The sequence below is a fragment of the Gorillibacterium timonense genome, from assembly GCF_001457415.1.
Taxonomy (GTDB): domain Bacteria; phylum Bacillota; class Bacilli; order Paenibacillales; family NBRC-103111; genus Gorillibacterium; species Gorillibacterium timonense.
In genome coordinates this window covers 498,646-521,858 of the sequence record NZ_LN881723.1, presented here as the reverse complement: position 1 = coordinate 521,858, position 23,213 = coordinate 498,646, and the positions used below count along the sequence as shown (strand labels likewise).

Here is a 23,213-nt window from a genome sequence, read left to right as displayed (position 1 = left end):
CTTTATTTCAGAAAATTAAAACGAGTCATTACATACTCTTCCTGAAAATGCACAACAACTCTATTTATGATTCATTTCATCCGGAATGGATCTCCAGGGTGTTTATAGGAAAACGAAAAGAAGCAGTTCCGGCGTGGTGTTACCGGGACTGCTTCTTGATGTTACTTGAGATGCTTGTGATTGCAATGTCCGATTTCAGAGCTTCTGCTTTTTCATTTCTTGCAGGACAAGAGTCGAATAGATTTTAACAAGTGAAGCTGGACCATGCCGTTCATATAATTTCGCTTTTTTAAGACAAGCTTCATGGAAATATTACACTAGTTTTACACAGATATTACGTATTGCGATAGATGGTCCCATGGAAGATTGTTACTATGGGAAGTACTGGCAGGCGCCATAATGAATAGAATTGTAATCATTTTGTGAGAGGGAAGGGAGTTTCGGAATGAATCGGCTAAAAAGAGTAATATCGCTAGTATTGACGATTTTCATTATTACATCGAGTATACCAACCCTGCGCATCACAGCTTTGGCGGAGGATTTGCCAACCTATTCTGGAAAAAACGGATCGGCGAGCTTAGCACCTCTTGATGAAAGCGGTCTCTCCGCCACGATTTCGGGGTATGACGAAGCAGGCAAGGATATTAAGGTCACGATAACACCACCCGTGCATTCTGTTGTTGAGAGTGTGTATCTGTCGTATCGTCAGGCTGATTCCATGGCTTATGAGAAGGAACTCATGGCCGATAAGGGCAGCGGCGTATATGCTGCTGAGCTTGACCGAGCAGTTATATGGACCGATTCCCTCAACTGGCAGGTGAAGGTGAAATACGCGGATGGCGAGGAAGCCTCCACACCTCTGACGGAAACAAAAATCAAATCAGCTGTGGACGGACAAGCGTCCTCGCCGCTGTTGATCACGGAGATTGTTCCTACCGCTACAAAAGGATACCATTTTACTTATCTGGAGATTTACAATAACTCCGACAAAGCGATTGATTTGAAGGATTATACGGTTTACAATACATACCCCTCAGGGAGCAACGGGGTGGAGTGGAGCTTTGACGGCAAAAATAATACATGGAAAACCGGCTATCATCCGGCGGAAAGCATCATGCTGCCAGCAGGCAAAGCCATTATTCTTTGGCCGACAACTTATGCGCATACCGTCGCTGATTTTAACAATTTCTACGGGACCAGCCTTACAAGCAATGACATCGTTAAGGTGAATCATGGCGGCATTAGCCCCACGGAGCAGCGCAGCTTCCGCATCGGGAAAAGTATGGACTCCATTATCGCAACCAGTGTAAGCAACAACAGCAACATCGAAGATAATCCGGATCGAAATGTGACTACGAAATATTCCAACCAGTACACCTACCGTCTGGATGGGAAAATCGGCAATAAATTTTCAAAAACAGCATTGCCAAGTCCCGGAGTTGTGAACAGCTGGCAAATTCCCGACAGTCCTTATCATATGGATGATACGGGAAGTGGAGAACCACCTCTTGGTCTCTCCGCCACTATATCGGGATATGACGAAGTGGGCAAAGATATTAAGGTAACGATTACGCCGCCTGTGCATTCTGTTGTGGAGAGTGTGTATCTGTCGTATCGTCAGGCTGATTCCATGGCTTATGAGAAGGAACCCATGGCCGATAAGGGCAGCGGCGTATATGCCGCCGAGCTTAACCGGGCAGTTATATGGACCGATTCCCTCAACTGGCAGGTGAAGGTGAAGTACGCGGATGGCGAGGAAGCCTCCACACCTCTGACGATAACAAAAATCAAATCAGCTGTGGACGGACAAGCGTCCTCGCCGCTGTTGATCACGGAGATTGTTCCTACCGCTACGAAAGGATACCATTTTACTTATCTCGAGATTTACAACAACTCCGATAAAGCGATTGATTTGAAGGATTATACCGTTTACAATACATACCCCTCAGGGAGCAACGGGGTAGAGTGGAGCTTTGACGGCAAAAATAATACATGGAAAACCGGCTATCATCCGGCGGAAAGCATCATGCTTCCGGCAGGCAAAGCCATTATTCTTTGGCCGACAACTTATGCGCATACCGTCGCTGATTTTAACAATTTCTACGGGACCAGCCTTACAAGCAGTGACATTGTTAAGGTGAATCATGGCGGCATTAGCCCCACGGAGCAGCGCAGTTTCCGGATTGGGAAAAGTATGGACTCCATTATCGCAACCAGTGTAAGCAACAACAGCAACATCGAAGATAATCCGGATCGAAATGTGACTACGAAATATTCCAACCAGTACACCTACCGTCTGGATGGGAAAATCGGCTATACATTTTCAAAAACGGCGCGGCCAAATCCCGGTGTTGTAAACAGCTGGCAAATTCCCGACAGTCCTTATCATATGGATGATACGGGAAGTGGACTCAACCCGATTGCTGACGGGGATCTGACTTATAAAGAAGCATATGGTGTAAACGACAATGTTACGATTACAGCCAAGGTTACAGGCGTTGCCGCAGGAGCTGCCATTCAAGCCGATTTGTACTATAAGCAGGGGAACGGTGGATTCAGCAAGCTCAAAATGTCTAGTGCTTTGAATGACACTTATTCGGTTACCCTCAACCGCAGCCTGCTTTGGGCCGACAGCTTTACCTGGTATGTAGAGGCCTTTGATGGAATCAGTCGTGTACGAAGTGCGGAGAAAACCAGTACAGTCAAGTTGGGAATTGATTATGATAAACAGCCTCCACTGATTTTTACAGAGGTTGTGCCGGTATACAAATCAGGCACACAGGCCACTTTTGCCGAAATCTACAACAATTCTGACGCGCCTATTAATATGGGATATTATAATTTGTACTATGAATATCTGAACAGCTCGACTGCTCCCAAAACTTGGACGATTTCCACGCCGGAGCTTTTGTTACAACCGGGCCATACTCTAGTGCTCTGGCTGAGCAATAATGGGACCACTGTGGACCAATTTAATGAACTCTATCATACAAACCTTGTGGAGAATAAGGACATTGTCCGGATCGACTATTCCGGGTTTCATGCTTCCGACTGGCGGCGGCTGAGTATAGGGACATCACTGGCAACCGCATTTACCCATGTGGAGTTCAACGAAAATAATGTCGCCGATGCAACCAGCGGCAGCAACCGGTCGGTTCAATATACTTATCCCCGCGACGGGTCGGGCAAAAGTCTGAAGGTAAGCAATCAGATGGCCCCATCCCCGGGCAGTGTAGAAGAATGGCAGGTTCCTGCGGCAAATAACCGAGTGCACTTCGGAGGGTATCCGGGGTACGTGGATAACGGCACTTCACCTGTACTAACAGCCGTCAACATCCCTGATACATTGAATGAAGGAGAAGAATATTTCTCCACCTTTAACGTATCCGACACCATCGGTCTGTCCGGGGTGACCATCGGCTACCGCTTCGACGACGATAGTGAATTCAAGACGGTATATGAAAAAACACAGAGAGTGAAGGGGAAGTATTTTGCCCGCATTCCAGCTAATGAAATTCTAAATCACAGCAAGATTGAATTCTATGTGGAAGGCTATAACTTGTTCCGCAAAACCAGAACCGAGATTTATACGGTCACTGTAAACCGATTAAATGCGGATGGACTGCGATTGAATGTAGGAGACGGCAAAGTGGTGTCGGGTATCAAAACCATCACGGCCAACGATGGCCAAAAAAATGCGGATACCAAGATTTTTGTGAATGATAATGAGGTGGACACTCGCCGGGTACTGGAAAACGGAGCTTTCCTATCGTTGGTCGCCTACGATCAGAATAACTATTTCAAGAACGCCGTGACCGCCCCGTATCACGGAAATGATCGGGAGATCATTTCGTATTTGGGCAAATGGACAAATATGAATTCACGTGCCATTCTGATCGACAATAAGTATTTCCAAGTGGATGCGGACGGCAATTATTTGGTTAAGCTGACGGTATGGGCAGGAGGCCAAGGAACCTCTTTCGAAGACATGTACTTGCCTAGTGTTAACCGTGAGGACTTCACGGTAACCAATGTGAAGCTGGTGCTGGTCAATGGAGAGGAGTTCTTGCCCACGAGGGCGGTGCAGGATTACCGGAATTCCGGCGATACCTTCTGGCTGGATGTGGACAATCCCGCATTCAACCGCGTATATAATGTAGGGGACACCAAGAACGGGAAAATGGCTCCCAGCCTGGATTTGTATTTTACCATACCCAAGGATAAGCTGACTGCCATGGGCTATGAGCTGGATACCTCTGCCTTGCCAGATGGCAGACACAAGATTAAAGCGACCTCGGGTGCGCATTCTGAAACCGCTGAAATCATTGTGGACAACACACCGCCAAGTATTGATTTGAAACTGGAACCGAATGCGGTCATTTCGGGAACCCTGCAGATAGACCCGGAAATTGTTGATGACAATGGCATTGATATTTCCCAGCTTACCATTGCGCTTGACAATGTGCCGATCACAGTGCCCTATTCAATACCTACGCGGCTACTTTCACCTGGTGCACATACGCTGCATGTTTCCGCTACGGATGTAGGTGGCAACGAAGTACAGAAGACGGTTACCTTCTATACGGACACGAAGGACCCCAGCGGTATCACTGCACAAACCGACGAAATTGCAGCGACTCAGGCTAAGCTTTCGGTCTCGGTGGCGGAGCTCAATGGCTCCAGCGCTGAGGTGGAATTTTTAAAGGGGCGCATTCTGACAGTAGAAAATGGAGAAATCACGATCAAACAAGGTGCCGGTAAAGGTCCTGTTGAAGTTGTAAACGGCAGCTCCAATATAACCGTCACTTCACCTGATGGCGATCTGCCTTACCAGTTATTTACCCTTTCGGTCGGAAACCTTGATGATCATGATCGGATATCTGCCAACTGGAATGGTACAGCCAGCTATACGGATGCGTCCCGGGCACTTTCCATGTATGTTCTGAATCTAGCGAACAAGAAGTGGGAGCTGCTGGCTCGCGCAGATGACAATGGAAATATTGACGCATCCTTCAGCGCCAAGGATCACGTGGATAACGGGAATGCCGTCCTGCTGGTGCAAAGCCGTGCAGATGACAATCCCAGCCTTCTGAGCGAACAGGCTCAAGCAGCAGAGAAGAGTACCCCGGCATCCAATTGGGATGGAACCGGACGTCCGGAAAGCTACGACTTCTCCTTCGCATGGATTACCGATACTCAATATTATACTGAAAGCTGGCCCCACCATTTTCTACAGCAGAACCAGTGGATTGTGGACAACGCAAAGGATTGGGATATTCGCTATGCGATCCATACGGGAGATCTGGTTGATGAATGGGACATGGATTACCAATGGCAGGTTGCCGACAAGGCAATGAAAATCTTTGAGGACAACGGGATGCGTTACGGTGTGCTGGGTGGGAACCATGATGTGGCTGCCGGACTTCAATATTACGATAACTACTGGAACTATTTTGGTTCCAAGCGGTTTGAGAAAGAGGCTAGCTACGGCGGCTCCTTCAATAATAACTTGGGTCACTATGACCTGCTGACAGAAGACGGACAGGACTTCATCATCCTGTACATGAGCTGGGATATCTATACAGACGAAATCAACTGGATGAATGAGGTTCTGCAGAAATACAAGGACAGAAAAGCCATCATCGCCACACATCGCTATACCAATGCCCAATATACGACAAGCAATCCTGACGGCTTGCTTGATTACCAGGGATACGTGTTGCGTGAGCAGGTTGTTGCGAAGAATCCGAATGTTTTCGCGGTACTCAACGGCCACTATCACGGGGCTGCCATTCAGATTGATGCCTTCGATGACAATGGGGACGGCACCAAAGAACGTTTGGTTTACCAAATTGTGACCGACTATCAGTCGGATGTTGAGGGCGGATCAGAGTATATCAAGTTTTTATATTTCGATTTGAAGAATAACAAGGTATACATGAATTCCTATTCACCTTATAAAAATGACTTTAACTATTATGATGAACCTAAGGTGGATGACTTTTCGGAAGGGCTGCAAAAGACAGACTATGATATTTACGAGTTGAACGTGAACTTCGATACCTCCGCCAAAAGCTTGATCACCAACCGTTTCAGCGCAAGCATTTATACGCAGGAGTCCATCGGAAGTGTGGAAAATGTATCTGACAAGGCTGAAGTGCTCTGGAAAAATCTGAGTCCGGATTCCCCTTATAGCTGGTATGCAAAAGTAACCAACGAAAAGGGCGGAATTAGCACTACGCCGATCCAAGTATTCCGTACCGCCAAGGTGACCGACAATGGTGAGAACAATCCCGGTGGGAACAACCCTGGCGGGAACAACCCCGGTGGAGGCAGCACGGGCGGCCCGACTGATCCCAAACCGACTGAAACCAACTTTACTGAGGTCAAAATTAACGGCAAGCCGATTCAGGTGGTACAAAATACTGACGGTAGCATTACTCTGAAGGAAGCTGATCTTGTAGAGTACCGCGGGAGCAAGCTTATCCTTGAACTGCCGGCAGCCAATCAATCGGAGCAAAACCGGAACGCCATTGTGGCAGTAATGAAGAAAAATGGCAGGAATGTTGTGGTTCCGCTCAGTATTTTCAATAATAATGCGGTTTTAGCCTATATCACCTCACCTGGAACGTATGACATCAGCTATAATTTGAAGAGCTTCGGAGACATAAAGAACCATTGGGCCGAGGATGATATCACGTTTGTCTCGGCTCGGGAAATCTTCCAAGGGGTTGGAAACGGAACATTTTCACCCAATGGAACCATGACTAGAGCGATGTTTGTTACGGCACTTGCAAATCTGGACGGCGCCGATGTCTCTTGGTATTCAAGCTCGAGGTTTACCGATGTTCAAGAAGAGGAGTGGTACATGCCATATGTGGAGTGGGCGGCGGAGCATGGTATTATAAATGGCGTAGGCAATAGTCAATTTGCTCCCAATGCACCCGTAACCCGTGAGCAGATGACAGTCATGCTGTATCATTATTTACAACATAAAGGATTTAGTTTAAACAAAAAGGCAGAAACCGGGAATTTCAACGATTCCGGTGCAATCAGCTCATGGGCAGCGGATTCTGTAGGCATTTTCCAGAGTGCTGGTATTATTTCCGGTAAGCCTGGCTATGTATTCGATCCTCAGGGAATGTCTACACGAGCAGAGGTATGTACCCTCCTTGCAAGGTTTATCTCGGGATTGGTTCAGTAAGCAGGGATTTGGGAACTCTCTTTCTGTTGATCTGAGCTTCAAAGCAAGGGGCGGCAACCGTGGCAATGAAGTCCCCTCTTATATAGGTAGACACGAATGTTTAAGGTAATCTGTTGGGCATGAGTCTGGAATTATCGGGCTCATGCCCATTTTTTGGTTGTTGAATAAATCCGCTGCAAAGGTTGGTTAAGGATCAGTGAATTTACACATCAAACTTCGAGAGGCGTACAGGCACTTCCGGGCGGATGCCTACATAGAATGAAGTGACTATGATTCCGTAAGACAGCGGTTCGGTTTCATTGTACATACGCGGGAGGTGTCGCCTCATGCCGGGACTGCTCGGTACGATCGCCTTGTTCATCAAGAACCTGTCCCTTCTCGTCTCCTACGTCAAAAATAATGCGTTTCCTCAGCCTTTATCGGAAGAGGATGAGGTCAAGCACTTGAAGCGCATGCAGCAAGGAGACCCGATTTCCCGCAATCTGCTCATTGAGCATAACCTGCGCCTTGTCGCTCATATCGTCAAGAAATTCGATAACACCGGTGAAGACCTGGAAGATTTGATTTCCATCGGCACCATCGGCCTGATCAAGGCCATTGAATCCTTCTCCCCCGAAAAAGGAACAAAGCTCGCCACGTTTGCCGCTCGTTGTATTGAAAATGAAATCCTAATGTCATAAGCGTTGCGTTAAAAACTGCTTTTTTGCTTATGAAGCCACATCAGAGCATGTGGCTTTTGAATATTAGGGGATAAGGAAAGGATGCGGAAAATGAAGGATGAGAAATCAAAAATTGAAATGTACAAGCAATATTTCATGGGCGTCATTGAAGAACTAAAAAAGATGGATTACTCTGAGGCAGAGGCAAGAATGATGTTCGATCGATTTTCAAACGATATCTTAGAAATACGGGGTTTTTATTTAAATACTTCTGACTTTGCTAAAGAAATCGTTGAGTTGTATCAGGCAGTTCAAAGAGAGTTTGATCCCAATAACCCTGATCACATTTATGTAAGGGATTTGGGTTGGATCTTTTCGATAATATGCTGATTAAGGCAATTAACAAACATCCATTTGCGAATATGACTGTTAAGGGGTTATTTTCATGAGTCAGAACAATGAATGGGACGGTATTTTCTTTCAATCTGAATATTTTGAAAAATGGTACCATTTTGTAGAACTAAAGCAGGATACTAAGCGGCATGCTATGAGTCACTTTAAGGCATTCCAAAACTTCTTAGAAAAATCAGATTTTGAAGGAGAACTTGATTTTAACCAATTTTACTATAGCGAGTATACGGGCAACTCTTCGCCAATTGATGAAGAATTCATCGATAATTTTATAGAATATTTACAAAAGGAAACTAACTATTCACTATACTCCATTTATAACATTATCAGCTATCTTAAGAACTTCTTCAGATTCTTATTTGATATGGAAATGATCGAGAACAACCCAATGGAAAATTATAAAAATCGTTTTTATCATAGGCCTGCTGTAGATAAATCCCTTTCTATAGAAGAATGTACTAATCTGCTAACAGAAGCCTTGAAGTTAGACCCTTTCTTCAGAATGTATTTCACCATGATTTGGGTTATGTTAACCTGTGGTCTTAGGAATAGAGAGATTGTAATGCTGAAATTCGATAAAATCAATTTTGATAGTAATATGATTTTTATTGACGAGGGTCAAAAAACCTTTGCTAGTTCTGTTGCGATTCCTCCCTTCTTAGCCAATGAGCTTCGTCGGCTAATCAACCATGCTGAACATGTTAGATGGAGATTACATGGAAATGATCAGCTTTTCTTCTTTGAAAATAGGCCGTTAACAAAAAATAAGTTGTCAAGCATCATTCACCAATTATGTAAGGATGCTGGTATTGACAGAAGGGTAACTCCCCATGATTTTCGGCGAACTACAGGGTATTTAATGCAACTAAATGGTGCAAGTGTAATCTAAATAAAGAGGCAATTAAGACACCGATTTGTCTCTACGACTCTTAAACACTATTTACCCAATTGTAATGAGTTGCTTCAATTTCTTGACGATAATGAATAGTTAAAGAGTTAGTTGCATGTAACATTTGTTTAAATTTGTATAGAAAGCGAGTATTTTCACTAAGGTGATTATTTAGGTTCGCTGCATTATATGAAAATTGAATGAGTCAATCTAAAAACCAAATAATATAACGGCTAGTTTGACTAGTCGTTTTTTGCGATTCGAACACTTGTTCGCTGACAGGTTATAGTCGATACTCTTTGCTATATTGTAGTTAGAGCTGTATTAGGAGTGGATTACTTTGGAGCAAAAGCTTCACCCGAATGTTATACGATATTGGCAAATTAAATATGGCTTATATACGTTCAAATGGATCCTGATCAGCTGCATCCCATTCATGATCAGGATATTTTGGTTACCTGCCTGGGGTTGGTTAGCCATGATTTCATGTCTGGCGATATCATTTTTCTTCATCAAAGGACTTGCCTTCATTTGTTTCGGCGTCTACAGAAAATACTCTCGGAGGAGCTATCTCTTAGGAGACGATGAGCTGATGATTCGATGGGGGAATGTATGGTCAGATAACTCCTCCTTTATTCCGCTTAGCCGGGTGCAGCATGTGGATCAAGAACAAGATATGCTTGCCAAACGATTAGGTTTGTCGGAGTTAACCATTACAACGGCGGGGGATCATCACTTTATTGTGGGACTGACAGAAGAAGACGCCGCTCGGCTGCGCAGGCAAATCATTGAATTATCTAAATTAGACAACAAGGATGCTTATTATGATTAAGCGGCATCATCCCATTACCGTCGTCTATAAAATATACAGTCAAATCCGGTATTCGATTATTCCTCTTGCCGCGCTTCTCTTTAACGAGATTCAGGCAGGTACCGGACAACAACCTGATTGGGTATATCTTGCAGCCACGATATACGGTGTTGTGACAGGTGGTTGGTCGATTCTTTCCTGGTTTAAGGAAACCTATCAACTGGATACCAAGGTGCTGCATATTACCAATGGTGTATTTACCGTAAAACAAAGAACGATCCCGTTAATGAAAATCAATAACATAAAAATCGAGCAAAGCTGGTTGTATCGGCTGCTCGGGATCGCCAATGTCGAACTTCAAACGAGTGATTCCAATGCTGATGCCGATGCCCGGCTAGTTACATCTCGAAAGATGGCGGACTTGCTCAAGAAATCCATAGGGCTGACGGAAACTCGAAATGTGATTCCTTCAACCAAAGAGCATCATGTAACCAGCAAAGAAATCATGATGCTATCCATGAGCTCTAATACATTCTGGCTGGGACTTCCTGTCACGATCGCCGTCATCCAGCATTTGTGGAGTTGGTTATTCCCAACACCGGAAGAGGAACAAGTCAGCTTGATGGATCTTTTCAAGAATGAAACGTGGAGCGGGATAACTTTAGATGACTGTATAGAAGCGACACTGGTTTTGGTGGCGTTCTTGGGGATATGCATAATCGTTACTTGGCTCTTCTCTATAGGGATGGCACAATTTCGTTATAAAGGCTGGCATTTATCAAGAGCCGGAGATGTGATATCCATTCATCATGGTTGGATGGAACGTAAATCGGTGCAGATTCAGGTGAGACGTATCCAATCCCTGCGAATCAAAGAGCTGATGTTTGGGCGTTTGTACGGATATGCCTCCGTATGTATGGATTGTGTCGGATATTCAGGGGAGCGGAGAGTCAAATTGCTGATTCCTTCCATCCGCACATCGGAATTGGTTGAAGTGCTGGGCCGGTTGCTTCCCGAGTTTGGCATTCAACCTCCTAAGCGTGGATTACAGCTTCATGCATTCTATGCTGCGGCAATTCCAAAATTATTGTTACTCACAACCGTTATCTTAATGGGTTGTTATTTCACCATATGGTTTATGACAATCGTTTCGGTTCTTTACATCATCTATAAATACATGTCTTACGTCTATGTTCATACGAAATGGCAAATCGCTGCGAACTTGTTTATCTTACGCAAAGCCGGTTTCAATCAGACGACGGTGTACCTTTTGCGTGAATCCATCGAATCCATAAGCCTCAGACAATCATGGTGGCAGCGGTTATTTCGTATTCATCAGCTAGAATTGGAAATCGATTCTCCTGGGAACGTCCGAGAATACCGTGTGTTGGGAGTCACGAAACAAGACTGCGATGAGATTCTAAGGTGGTATAAGAACAAAAAGTTGAAACACCAAGTGGGAGGCGAAAAGAATGACTTTGATTAAAGACCTGAGTGCCAACGATGAATTCGTAGGCTACTATTTGTTGAAAGAGCTGGAGCTGAAGCAAACCAACACATCGCCGGCAAAGGATTACTTTGATTTGGTGCTGTGTGATGCCAGCGGACAGCTGCCTGCCAAGTATTGGGACGTGAAGGAAACGGAAAGAGACAATTTTTCTCCGATGACGCTGGTCAAGGTACAAGGAATCGTTCAACTATATCGGGAAAAACCGCAGGTTAAGATCACTCGGATTCGCAATATAAGGGACGAAGACGGTGTGTCCCTAACCGATTTTATTCGAGCTGCACCAATGGGATCTACGGAATTATTAGTAATCATAAACAAAGTCATCGAGAGTATTTCGGATTTGGTCATTCGCGATCTTGTAAGCTTTTGCGTCGATAAGGTGAGGGAGAAACTAGCTCATTATCCAGCGGCCAAAATGCACCATCATGCTTACTTCGCAGGTTTAGCCTATCATATTGTTCGTATGTTGGAGATCGGAGAGTTCCTTTGCAAGCAAAGGCCATTTCTAAATGTGGATATGATCAAAGCGGGGATTATCCTACATGATATTGCAAAGCCAGAGGAAATGATCGCTCAGCTTGGGGTCGTGACAGATTACAGCACCCAGGGTAAATTGATCGGTCATATAGCAATGGCGGCTAGTTGGATCACTGAAGCGGCTCTGCGGCTGGAGCTTCCACTCCACTCGCAACAAGTGATCGGACTACAGCACCTTATTCTCTCCCACCATAATCTCGGGGAATGGGGAAGCCCGGTGCAGCCGCAAACAGCGGAAGCGGTAGCGCTGCATCACATCGATGCACTGGATGCTAAGCTGCAAATGGCAGAGGATGCACTGAGTGCCACATCGGACAAAGAGTTGTGGACACAGCCGGTCCGAGGGCTAGAGAATAAAGCGTTGTATCGGATGTCACTCCTATGAACATATCGCGACAAGAATTTGAGAAGATCTTTAGAAGAATGAATGCTTCCTGGTCCTACGAAGATGCTGAACTAAACGACGAAGAAAAAGAACTTCTATGGAAGCGGCTTAATGAGGAAATTACCGATGAGGAGTTCAACCGATCCCTAATTGAGAAGAAGTCGAAGAGACCTAGAATAAAGACCAGTGGGGAGAAAACTCCATGAAAAGTAAATTCTACGTCGTAGTAAAGGGTGAAAGTCCGGGAATCTATATCAAATGGGATGGGGGAGCCAAACAAAACGTTGAAGGATATAAAGGGGCCGTCTATAAATCGTTTGTAACGTTAGAACTGGCAGAGTTCTGGTGGAAGCAGATGTCGCCAGATCAACAAAACCCTAAGTATCATTTTGATCAAAAAGAGGTTTCCTCGAAGATTCAGCCTACAGAGGTAGAGGAAGAACAAGGGCCGTACTACACCTATTTAATTATTGATCCTAGGACACAGATGCCCTTTTACGTTGGACAAACCCATGATATGGAACATCGGAAAATCAGCCATTTACGTGATTCTTACAAACATAGAGCCTATAAAAAATGGATTACAGATATCCGTAAGGATGGCCTCGAACCAGAATTCCAAGTTGTTGATATACAGCCAACAAAAGCAGATTCCCTGCGTTCAGAAACCGAATGGGTAAAAAAGCTTGCATACCAAGGCATCTGTGTCTTGAATGGTTGGCGTGAACATAAGGAATGGGTCAAATTACTCCTTACAAATAACCAATTTTGAAGGGACTTTAGCATTGGGTGGATCAAGATGTCAAGACATTAATAGTGTTACTCCTGTTGAATTATAAATTATTATGCGAGATTTTGAGGGTGATCATTGAAAAATGTTCATTTTTAGGATATATTTAGTGATGGGATATTCCCTCCATTTAGCATTAATAGTTACTGGTCAGAACTGATGGCAGAGGCAGCCAGATGACTAGCCATGCAGATGGAGGTAGCTTATGAACTGTACACATGCGACAGCTCACAAGACGTACCAAATCCGTAAAGGACTTGCAGTGTTTCGCTGTAAGCACTGTGGATTGGTATTTCGGGCTAGAACCTCGGTTTAACCGAGGAGAGGGAATATCTCACAAATAAACCACCACAATAGTGGTGGTTTATTTAATGTTTACTTTTTTAAAGTACAGCTTTTTGATTTCCGAAATACTTGAAATCTGCAGTCTTCCTAGGTTAGTAGATTGAGTGGGGTCAATTAGGAGGAGTCGTCTAATATATTCATCTTTACTTAATTTATGGAATTTCTGAGTATTGTCTTTTTCTTTATTTAATCTAATTGATAAAGAATATAGCATTTTTAAGTGTTTTCTATAATCTTGATCTCTTTTTATTAAAGGGGTTACATAAGAAATTTTTTGCTTTATATATTTATCAATATCCTCCCAAAATGAGTTATTGATCAATTTATAGTTTTCAATTATTCCAAAGTATATTTTTTGTTGCTTTGAATACACATTATTTTTCTTACTTATATATACTTCTCTTTTAAAAAAAACATTTTTACTTAACAGAAATGTAAGACGTTCTATGAGCAAGTTAAAATTACAATTCATTCGATAGGAACAGAAGCATGCATCAATCTTGCTTTTAAATTTATCGATTTTTGTCTGTGATATCGAGTATATTCTTCTTTCATTATTTGTTTCAAATTTATAGCCTAAGTATTCAAAATCACTAATACCCCCTTGTTTCGGGGATGGGAAAAAGATGAATTTCATTTTATTAGAATTCAACTTAAGTGAGTAAGAATCAAAAATTTTCATCATACCTTGCTTTACCGCTAACTCTTCTTGGGATTTAAGTTGTCCATTTAAAATAATTAATATGTCATCCACATATCTACTGTAATAATTTATAGTTGGAAATTGTCTTTTTAACTTATAATCTAAACCCTCTAAATAGATTTCAGCTAAAACATTGCTAATTGATAATCCTTGAGGAACTCCTTTAGGAATTACTTTTAAAGCTTGTTTTACCAAAAAGTACTCTTCAGATGATAACAATCCATTTTCTTTAAGCTTTTGTAACAACTTATTTTGGGGGATAGATGGAAAAAAGTTTTGAATGTCTAAACGAATAATATAATAACTGCTGTCAGAGGTGAACTTATTTTTTATCGAATCGATAATATTATTTCTGTTAGGATAATGTATTTTATATTTTTCGCTGATTCGGTCCTTTACATACTCTAGGACAAGTTTGTCTCTAATGGTAGGAATGTATATTACTCGATTATTAACTGAAATTTCCTTTAATCGAGTGAATCTATAAGTCCTATTGTTAACCTTTCTTATTATATTTTGATATTCTTGTCTTCGAATAATTTTGAATTGAGACTGTGTAATTTTATCCATACCAGTGTGAAGTTTGTTGCTTAGAATCTGATAATATGCTTCCAGTAAATCTTCCGAAATAGCCACTTTCTCAACCCCGATTTTTATTGAGAAAAAATTAAGTCGGACACATAACGTGTGTTGTGTTTTTCCGGGTTTGACAGAGCTGGCTATAGCTGCTCAAAAACTCGCCCAGTTTTTATATGCAACAGTCTGATAAATTAACATTATGAGTTCAATTATGCTGTTACATTGTACAGAGAGACCCTGTACTGTGTCCGACTTCTTGTATATAATAATACAAAATGTCGATTTTTGGGAGATGTTTTTTTGCTAAATAAGAAAATTTTCCTACTAACAGACGTACTTCCGTACGAGATCCCTCTAATTTATTCTAATAGATCTCTATTTTACAAAATAAACTCTGATAGCACTTGGTCGTCGTTACATTTAACATTTAATAAAAATAACAAAGAACATGTATCTGAACCTTATAATTTTCATATTGCAAAGAATGACAATGCCAAACGGCTTATTAGTCTTATTCACCCATTGTCACAATTGCAAATGTTAAAATTTATTGAGGAATATGATAAAGAGCTAATTGACTTTTCCAATACCAATGCTATATTTTCGGTTCGTTATCCTTCGGGAATAAACAGTATTACTCAGAAAAGGATAAATAAAATAAGTCGAGATCTTAAAAATCTACTGAATGAAAACAATGAAGTACTTAATAATGAATTAGATGAATACGTGGATAGCTATTTTGAAAAGAAGAGATATGTGAGAATTACAGATTTTTACAGGTCGCATTATTTCAAAAGAATCGAGTCTAAATATTCCAATTTATTGAAAATAGATATCCAAAATTGTTTTTATAGTATATATACTCATTCGATTGAATGGACATATTTGGGTGATAAGCTGCTTGCAAAAGCAAATAAAAATGATATGAACCGGTTTTCTTATAAACTCGACCATATAATGATGGCAGCCAATTTTGGTGAGACTAACGGCCTTGTAGTAGGACCGGAATTTTCCAGATGCGTTGCAGAGATCGTGTTATCTAAAATAGATAATTATGTTTATAACGAATTATCACGTCAAGGTATAATTTTCATGAGAGATTACGAGATAGTACGATACATGGACGATATATTTATTTTTAGCAATGATATTCAGTTATCTAAAAAAATCTTAAGTGTCTTCCAAAATGTCTGTTCCGAATATAAGCTAACTATCAATGAAAACAAAATATATAGTGAAAATAGACCGTTTTTAAGAAACCATTTATGGGTACCAAAAATCAAAAAAATACTCAAGTCATATTTTGATTCAATAAGAAACTTGTATAAAGAAACAAAAAGTAACATATTTAGTCACCAGAGTGCAACTTTTATCGATGAGGTCCGATGCTTACTAGTAGAGTTCGAAGCGCAGAAACATAACATTGTTTCTTACATTTTGGCTTATTTCGAAAGAAAATTTAAATACCTTATTTGGGTCCTGAATCAATATGAAGAAGAGTATCAAAAAGTTTATCTTTTGTGTAAGATCATAGATGCTTTACATTATATACTGGTTTTTTCTATAACTTCACCTAATATAACCAAATTCGCTAAGTTAGTCTTACTAATGAAGAATTATTCGAGCATGTTCGAGGAAGATTCCGTTAGCGAGTTGCTTTTCAAAAAGTCGTATGAATTAATAAAATATAATCAAAATCAAATCATTGAACTATTAAATCTAATAATTGTTTTGAAATTATTTGAAAGAGATCTGCCTGAAGCTCTTTTGATTAATTTGCTTGAGGTTGGCGATGATTATTTTGTACCATCAACAATGCTATATTATATTGATTCAGATAAAAGAAAATATCGCTATTCTAAATTGAAGAGGCATATTAACAATCAAATTCTAGAAATAACTAATAATCTCCATGAAGATTATATGTCTTTTCGTGGAACAGCGAAAAAAAACATACAAGATATGATTTGCTCGAAGGAATTTATAATTATTCACGACATGTATTCAAATTTGTTGGTTTCTCCAAAGGTAAAGAAGGAAATTGATAATAAAATTATCACATTAATTAACAACGAAAATTGGAATGGTGGAACCCTCCTTGATTATTTGGTAGAGTATCTGAGAGATTTTAAATTTCCTTTTATGAATTGGAACGCAAGTGATAGTGATATAATTAATAATTTGGTTCTAAAGAATTCAGAACTAGACTCGCGAGCTTCTGGGTGACTTTGCGGCAAAATAGCGGCAATGGTATAATGTTATTGAGGAGCCATTCCTGTAATGAATTAATTTGAGGTTTGAATGAAAAGAGCACCTTCTGTATACTGGGTTCCGACCAAAGAACAACTCAGCACAGGAGGCACTCTACCATGAAGTATAAGCAATCGAAGAAGCAGAATCAACGGATTACTCGAATTACCGAAAACACCCTGGTAATCGGAGCAGACATCGCCAAAGAAACCCACGTGTCACGGGGGATCGACTTCCGGGGCATCGAGTTGGGCAAGGAATGTGTGTTTCAAAACGACCGTTTGGGCTTGGAAAAGCTGGTATCGTGGATGAAGGAACTACAACGGGAGCATGCCAAGACCGACGTCATCTTCGGCATTGAACCAACCGGACACTACTGGTTTACTCTAGCGGAATTTCTACAGAATGAGGGCATCCAACTCGTTATCGTCAATCCTCACCACGTGAACAAGAGCAAAGAACTTCAAGACAATTCACCGACGAAAAACGACTACAAGGATGCCAAGGTCATAGCAGATCTCATCCGTAACGGCCATTATTCGGAGCCTAGACTTCCGAAAAGGATCTACGCCGATTTACGTATTCTCATGAACCATCGGGAAAAGGTCATGTTAAACCTGGGCCAAACCCAGAGGAGAATTCAAAATTGGCTGGACCGGTTCTTCCCCGAATACCATAGGGTATTTGCAGACTGGGAAGGAAAAGCCTCTCTCATCACGCTTACTGAATTCCCTACCCCACAAGAAATCGTCACGCTCGGCGCCTTTGCGGTCCTAAAGCGGTGGAAACAAGAGGTTAAAAGGGCGGTAGGCATGAAGCGGGCGGAGAAGCTGGTTCAAGCCGCTCGGAGTTCAATCGGCCTTCGAGAGGGCCTAACGGCAGCCAAGATCGAATTGAAGGACCTGCTGGAGCAATATACCTTGTTTGCCCGGCAGAGCGACGACGTCATGCAGCAGGTGGAGCAGCTTCTTGAACAGATACCTGGTGCGGAAGAAATGCTCACAGTTCCGGGCGTCGGAGTCGTTACATTAGCTGGATTTCTAGCTGAAGTAGGCGATCTGCAGGGCTATGACCACAGTCAACAAATCATACGACTTGCAGGCTTCAATCTACGGGAAAACAGCTCAGGCAAGAAGAAAGGCAAGTCCACCATAACCAAACGGGGACGATCCCGGCTTCGGGCATTGTTGTTCCGCGCGGTGATGCCCATGGTGGCGAAAAACGCGGAGTTTAAAGCCCTGCACCACTATTACACGAAACGAACTCAGAATCCACTGAAGAAGAAACAATCTATTGTAGCCCTATGCGGAAAGCTCATTCGAGTCTTGCACACATTGGGGACGAAACAAATTCGTTACAACGCAACAGATGTTTTGGGGCCGGTACGCCAGTCTCAGCTTCAGATGGCTGCTTAATTCAAACCGGAATATTCATTTTGCTTAACCCACGCTTAGAGTTTTACAAATGACAATAGAAGCACGGAGCAGCCGCAGATCATCATCCATAAGGGCAATGACCCAGTAAAGGAGCAAGAAGCGGCGTCCACCCCTTGAGAGGTAGAACGAAGGAATGTGAGGGCATAGACCCCGTGTGACATGGGAGGGTAAACCGTCGAGGGAATGGTGTGGATATCCAAGGTGCGACCATAAGTAGCATCCACAGATTGGAAAAAGGGTTCCAAGCTCTATTCCCGCAACCGGCTCCTCCAGAAAAAAATGTCATGCCAACATGATATCTCCATCTCTTTACAAAGTCGATGTTGTAAATCTAAGAAAACGTGAGCAAATGGAAGAAAACATTAATTTATAGTGGGAGGGTGATGTTATGTTTACACCCAAATATTCAATAATGGACGCCATTGCCCGCAGACTAATGGATATACAACGCGCGAGTGTTGTGGTGGATTTGCTTCCACTGCCCGCATCTATTCTGGATTTGCTTAAGAAAGAATCGATGGAAAAGACGGTCATTCTTTCAACGAAAATTGAAGGGAACACGCTTGACGAGGCGACAAAGCGAAAAGTCTTGTACCAAACCAGCAATGACAATGAAGAGCAGGAAGTTTATAACTTAATGAAAGCCTTAGAATACCTGGATGAAGCCGAAAAAAGGCAGCTCCCGGTCACAGAGGAATTGATTAAAAAGCTGCATGCCATTATCCGAATCTCGCACGGACGAAGACCGCGTGTTAGCGAGTATCGCGAAGAACAAAATCAAGTGGGCAGCCGCAATGCTTCCGGTTTTTATTTGCCGCCAGAATGGCAAGATGTTCCGGTATTAATGGAGGATTTGGTTGCCTGGGTGAATTCGCCGGAAACCTATTCGGTTCCGGTTCCGATCAAGGCCGGGATATTCATGTGGCAGTTTCTAACGATTCATCCGTATTTGGACGGGAATGGCCGAACGGCCCGGATGATTACGACGTACCTTTTACGCCGCGGTGGTCATGGGCTGAAGGGTTTATTCGTATTAGAGAATTTCTACGATCGCAACTTAGCTGAATATTATCGCCGACTCCAGTTGGGTCTCCATCACAACTATTATTTTGGTAGGAATGAGGCAGACCTGACGCCATGGTTGGAATTCTTCATTGATGGATTGACGGAGGTTTTTCAAGAAGCCGCTGCCATTGTAACAGAGAAATCTGCCCAAATGACGAAAATCGAACCGGATCTGATTCGCAAGTTAGATCCCCAGCAAAGAATGGTGTTCGCTCAATTAAGCTTTAAACAAGACACCCTAACGACAACTGAGATGAGGGACCTGCTTCGTTTGTCGGATCGTTCTATAAGAGAAAAGGTAAGTCATTGGAGAGAAGAAGGATTCATTGAGCCGCGCGATCAAGACGCCAAAAGGGTTCGTTCGGTCAAATTATCTGCGGAATACGAGAAACTGGCTCAAGACATCCGGAATGCCCCGGATAAGTTCGCTCATTTTCTAAAATGAATGCAGCACTGTGATCTCAAGTTGAGATTCCGCAGTGCTTTTTATATGTAGAACATACATTCGCTGACAATATATGGCCGCTCTGTTCCGTCATAATGGAAATACGGTCGGAACTCTAAGCTAAGGACACAACAATATGGGTGAAAAATGAGGAGGTAGTATTGTGGGATTTGTGGTTGAGGCAGTACTCATTGGATGTTTGCTAATTACCATTTGCTCGTTATGGTTCATGTTTCACTCCTATAAAAATGCCAAGAAAGCTTATGTGGAAGTAAAAAGGGAATATGAAGCAGCAATACTTGGTTATGAAGGATGTAAAAAAGAGTATGAAACTGCTAAGAATTGCTATGAGGAAGCACGTCATGAATATGAAATCGCTAAGAATCAATATGAAGGGGAACAAAGTGTGGTTCGGGGAGCAAGCGACACAGAAGGCTCATGACAAGAAGTATGGTTAATCAGCATATTAGGCAGGAAGAACTAGGTAAAACATAGAATACCAATAATGATAAGGATTTACATTCCATAAGCTACGAGGGGATTGTCATGATCGATAAAGTCATTCGCATTTTTAACATCATTAACGCTATTCAAGCAAACCCTGGAATCTCGGCAAAGGATCTTGCTTTCAAATGTGATGTGAATATCCGGACTATTTATAGAGATATGGATATTCTCGAACTGATTGCTCCGGTTTCCAGAGAGGGCAGGGGAACCGGATATCGGTTTATGGGGAAGTTCTTCCTATATCCTCTTAACTTTACCGAACAGGAAGCTCTCGTGTTTTCGCTGCTCCCTTCCATGCTAGACAAGGACAAGCTGCCTCCAGGCTTCGATACAGCATATGATAAGGTTATGGGCACTCATCTTAAAGAGAAATCGCGCCAAAATAGTATCATTGAGGATATCGTCGGTGTCATTCAAATGGGTTCACCTGCGTACCGTCAAGAAAGCCCTAACTTTTTGCAGCCCATCATTCAAGCCATCTTGGAGCATAAAACAATCGACGTCGTCTACCATACGCAATACCGCAATGAAACGACGGAGCGCAAAATCGATCCCTATTATCTTGTTCCACGCGATCAGCGGTTTTATTTGATTGGGTATTGTCACTTAGCACAGGACATTCGGACTTTTCGGATCAGCCGTTTTCAGCAGGTGGAGCTTACCGGGGAGCGGTTCGACAAAGGCGAGTTCAATATCAAAAAATATTTGAAAAACACGTGGTCCATTGATCGTGGAGATAAGAACGTCACGTTCAAAGTTCGTTTCGATGCTGAAGTCGCCCGTTACATTAAGGAAGAAGAACTGTTTATACAACCGCGAATGAAGGACCAGAAGGACGGCAGCCTTATTTTTGAAGTCACGGTCAATAATGAAAAAGAGTTTTTGAGATGGATCCTACAGTATGGTCCGTCGGCGGAAATTCTGGAGCCCCAAGCCGTCCGGGAATCGTTAAAACAGCAGTTGTCAAAGTGGATCATGATGTATCAATAGGAGTAACCAATAGATCAGCCTCGTTTCGCTAAGAAGCGGGGCTTCTTTGTGCGAACATCTATTCGCTGACAAACAGGTGCCCAAGGGAAAGTTTAAGATGGCAGGTACAAGGACGACTTGATTTGTAAAATCGATTCGGAGAAAGGGGATGCAAGATGAATCAGCCTGTCTTGTTTAATCATTCATGGAGTAAGCCGTTTTTACCGACTGGAGGAGCGGAGAAGATTTATCTCCTTATCGAAGCACAAGGGGTTGGAGGGATGAAAGACTCTAAAGACCGCGCTCCGATCAATCTTTCTCTGGTATTGGACCGCAGCGGGTCCATGTCGGGAGAACCGCTGTTACACAGTAAAAGAGCGTGCCGTTTTGTCGCTGAACAGATGAATGTCCATGATTTACTCAGTCTGGTTGCATTTGATGATGAAGTCAGAACCGTTTTGCCGCCTGCAAAAGTGACGCATAAGGATCTGATCAAGCAGCGCATCGATACCATTGAAGCTGGCGGAACAACAAATCTCAGCGGAGGCTTGATCGAAGGAGCGCAGCATGTCCGGAAGAACAAGGCCGAAGGAATGGTGAACCGTGTCATTCTGTTGTCAGACGGCCATGCCAACGAAGGAATCACGGATCACGAAAAGCTGTTTGCCATTGCAAAGGAATACCGTTCTTCTGGTGTTGGGATCAGTGCTATGGGCGTCGGCGACGGTTTCGATGAAGAATTAATGGAAGGCATTGCGGAGCATGGAGGCGGAAACTTCTACTACATTGACAAGGCCGATGACATACCTTCGATTTTTCAACAAGAGCTGCAGGGGCTGCTATCCGTAGTCGCTCAGAATGTCAAGCTTAGGCTGGTTCCATCGGATGGAACCCAAATTGTCGGAGTTTACGGGTATCCGGTGGATGCCCAAGAAGGGCATCCTGTTATCCACGCCGGCGACCTATACCAGGATGAAGTAAAGTCTGTTCTCGTAGAATTGGCCTTTCATCCCCATACGCAGGGTGAGCATCATGTGCTCCAATTATCCTGGGAGTACGTTGACGTGACGGAGAACGCTGCAGCTTGCAGCACTACTATGGATGTAATGGCTCATTTCACGTCGGATATCAATCTGCTAAATGTGTCCGGAAAGCCTGAAGTGTTACAACAGGTTGAGCTGACTCACTCTGCGAAGGTCATCGAAGAAGCCATGGCAGCGTTCGATCAGGGGGATATGGAACATGGTCAGAAACTGCTGAAAAGCCAGGCGGATCAGATGCTTCAAATGTCCGTCACGATGAGCAGCCAGGTCATGGCCGAAGAATCAGCTAAGCTATACAGCCAGCTGGAGAATTTTGAGTATTCCAGCAAGAAGCGTAAGGAGCTGCATCAAGAAAAGTATCGCCGGATGAAACGAAAATAGTGAATGGCCCCCCTAAGCCAGGAGATCCAGGTCCGGTTGGACTATCGGAGTGTCGAAAAATGGGAATCTTGATCTGAATTTAGAAGGAGAATCGGTTAACTTGAAGAATAAGTAAGTGTTAAATCAATCTCAAATAAAAGCTTGCGTTCATTGGCAGGGATCTGACAAAGAACGCTTATATCATGGCTATACTGTGACATGGGGGCGAATTGCCGTGAAGAAGTATTTGCTCTGTGACGAAAAATAAGCGATGTTCCTACTGCGGTTCAAGTCTACAACTGACGAGGAAGAAGG

15 protein-coding genes and 1 pseudogene are annotated in these 23,213 nt (G+C 42.9%); 15 read left to right on the top strand and 1 reads right to left on the bottom strand.

Annotation, left to right across the window (positions count from 1 at the left end):
* Positions 1-445 precede the first annotated feature (445 nt).
* From BN2684_RS10080 to BN2684_RS10040, 9 genes and pseudogenes are all read left to right on the top strand, one after another.
* Positions 446-7,204: an S-layer homology domain-containing protein gene (locus tag BN2684_RS10080; protein ID WP_082651866.1), complete on the top strand. Its 6,759-nt coding sequence runs from the start codon at positions 446-448 to the stop codon at positions 7,202-7,204.
* Positions 7,205-7,530: 326 nt separating this feature from the next.
* Positions 7,531-7,878, top strand: a pseudogene (locus tag BN2684_RS10075) (sigma-70 family RNA polymerase sigma factor); the annotation flags it as partial.
* Positions 7,879-7,974: 96 nt separating this feature from the next.
* A complete protein-coding gene (locus BN2684_RS10070) occupies positions 7,975-8,253 on the top strand; it encodes a hypothetical protein (protein ID WP_148449937.1) in 279 nt (92 codons plus the stop codon).
* 55 nt (positions 8,254-8,308) lie between these two features.
* Positions 8,309-9,163: a tyrosine-type recombinase/integrase gene (locus tag BN2684_RS10065; protein ID WP_058302040.1), complete on the top strand. Its 855-nt coding sequence runs from the start codon at positions 8,309-8,311 to the stop codon at positions 9,161-9,163.
* A 340-nt stretch (positions 9,164-9,503) separates the two neighbouring features.
* Positions 9,504-9,995, top strand: a complete 492-nt coding sequence (locus BN2684_RS10060; RefSeq protein WP_058302039.1) for a PH domain-containing protein — start codon at positions 9,504-9,506, stop codon at positions 9,993-9,995.
* Entirely contained in the window at positions 9,988-11,460 is a 1,473-nt protein-coding gene (locus BN2684_RS10055) for a PH domain-containing protein (RefSeq protein WP_058302038.1), read from the top strand. The genes BN2684_RS10060 and BN2684_RS10055 overlap by 8 nt, the downstream gene beginning before the upstream one ends.
* Positions 11,447-12,406 carry a 3'-5' exoribonuclease YhaM family protein gene (locus BN2684_RS10050; RefSeq protein WP_058302037.1) on the top strand — a complete coding sequence of 320 codons (960 nt, stop codon included), beginning with the start codon at positions 11,447-11,449 and terminating at the stop codon, positions 12,404-12,406. Before BN2684_RS10055 ends, BN2684_RS10050 begins: the two co-directional genes overlap by 14 nt.
* Positions 12,403-12,612, top strand: coding sequence for a hypothetical protein (locus BN2684_RS10045; protein WP_058302036.1), 210 nt, complete (start codon positions 12,403-12,405; stop codon positions 12,610-12,612). Before BN2684_RS10050 ends, BN2684_RS10045 begins: the two co-directional genes overlap by 4 nt.
* On the top strand, positions 12,609-13,178 hold the full coding sequence (locus BN2684_RS10040; RefSeq protein ID WP_058302035.1) for a ribonuclease H1 domain-containing protein: 570 nt from the start codon (positions 12,609-12,611) through the stop codon (positions 13,176-13,178). The genes BN2684_RS10045 and BN2684_RS10040 overlap by 4 nt, the downstream gene beginning before the upstream one ends.
* A gap of 382 nt (positions 13,179-13,560) precedes the next feature.
* On the opposite strand, the gene drt3a is transcribed toward BN2684_RS10040, so the two are convergent.
* The gene (gene drt3a, locus BN2684_RS10035) at positions 13,561-14,880 is read right to left on the bottom strand and encodes an antiviral reverse transcriptase Drt3a (RefSeq protein WP_058302034.1); all 1,320 of its coding nucleotides are present in this window, start codon (positions 14,878-14,880) and stop codon (positions 13,561-13,563) included.
* 243 nt (positions 14,881-15,123) lie between these two features.
* On the opposite strand from drt3a, the gene drt3b reads away from it, so the two are divergent.
* From drt3b to BN2684_RS10010, 6 genes are all read left to right on the top strand, one after another.
* Entirely contained in the window at positions 15,124-17,049 is a 1,926-nt protein-coding gene (drt3b, locus tag BN2684_RS10030; RefSeq protein ID WP_058302033.1) for an antiviral reverse transcriptase Drt3b, read from the top strand.
* Positions 17,050-17,192: 143 nt separating this feature from the next.
* Positions 17,193-18,488, top strand: coding sequence for an IS110 family RNA-guided transposase (locus BN2684_RS10025; protein WP_058300604.1), 1,296 nt, complete (start codon positions 17,193-17,195; stop codon positions 18,486-18,488).
* 409 nt (positions 18,489-18,897) lie between these two features.
* Positions 18,898-20,019, top strand: a complete 1,122-nt coding sequence (locus tag BN2684_RS10020; protein ID WP_058302032.1) for a Fic family protein — start codon at positions 18,898-18,900, stop codon at positions 20,017-20,019.
* Between the two features lie 163 nt (positions 20,020-20,182).
* Entirely contained in the window at positions 20,183-20,461 is a 279-nt protein-coding gene (locus tag BN2684_RS24485; RefSeq protein ID WP_148449935.1) for a hypothetical protein, read from the top strand.
* 104 nt (positions 20,462-20,565) lie between these two features.
* Positions 20,566-21,516, top strand: a complete 951-nt coding sequence (locus BN2684_RS10015; protein WP_058302031.1) for a helix-turn-helix transcriptional regulator — start codon at positions 20,566-20,568, stop codon at positions 21,514-21,516.
* Between the two features lie 155 nt (positions 21,517-21,671).
* Positions 21,672-22,919 carry a vWA domain-containing protein gene (locus tag BN2684_RS10010; RefSeq protein ID WP_058302030.1) on the top strand — a complete coding sequence of 416 codons (1,248 nt, stop codon included), beginning with the start codon at positions 21,672-21,674 and terminating at the stop codon, positions 22,917-22,919.
* Positions 22,920-23,213: the final 294 nt, after the last annotated feature.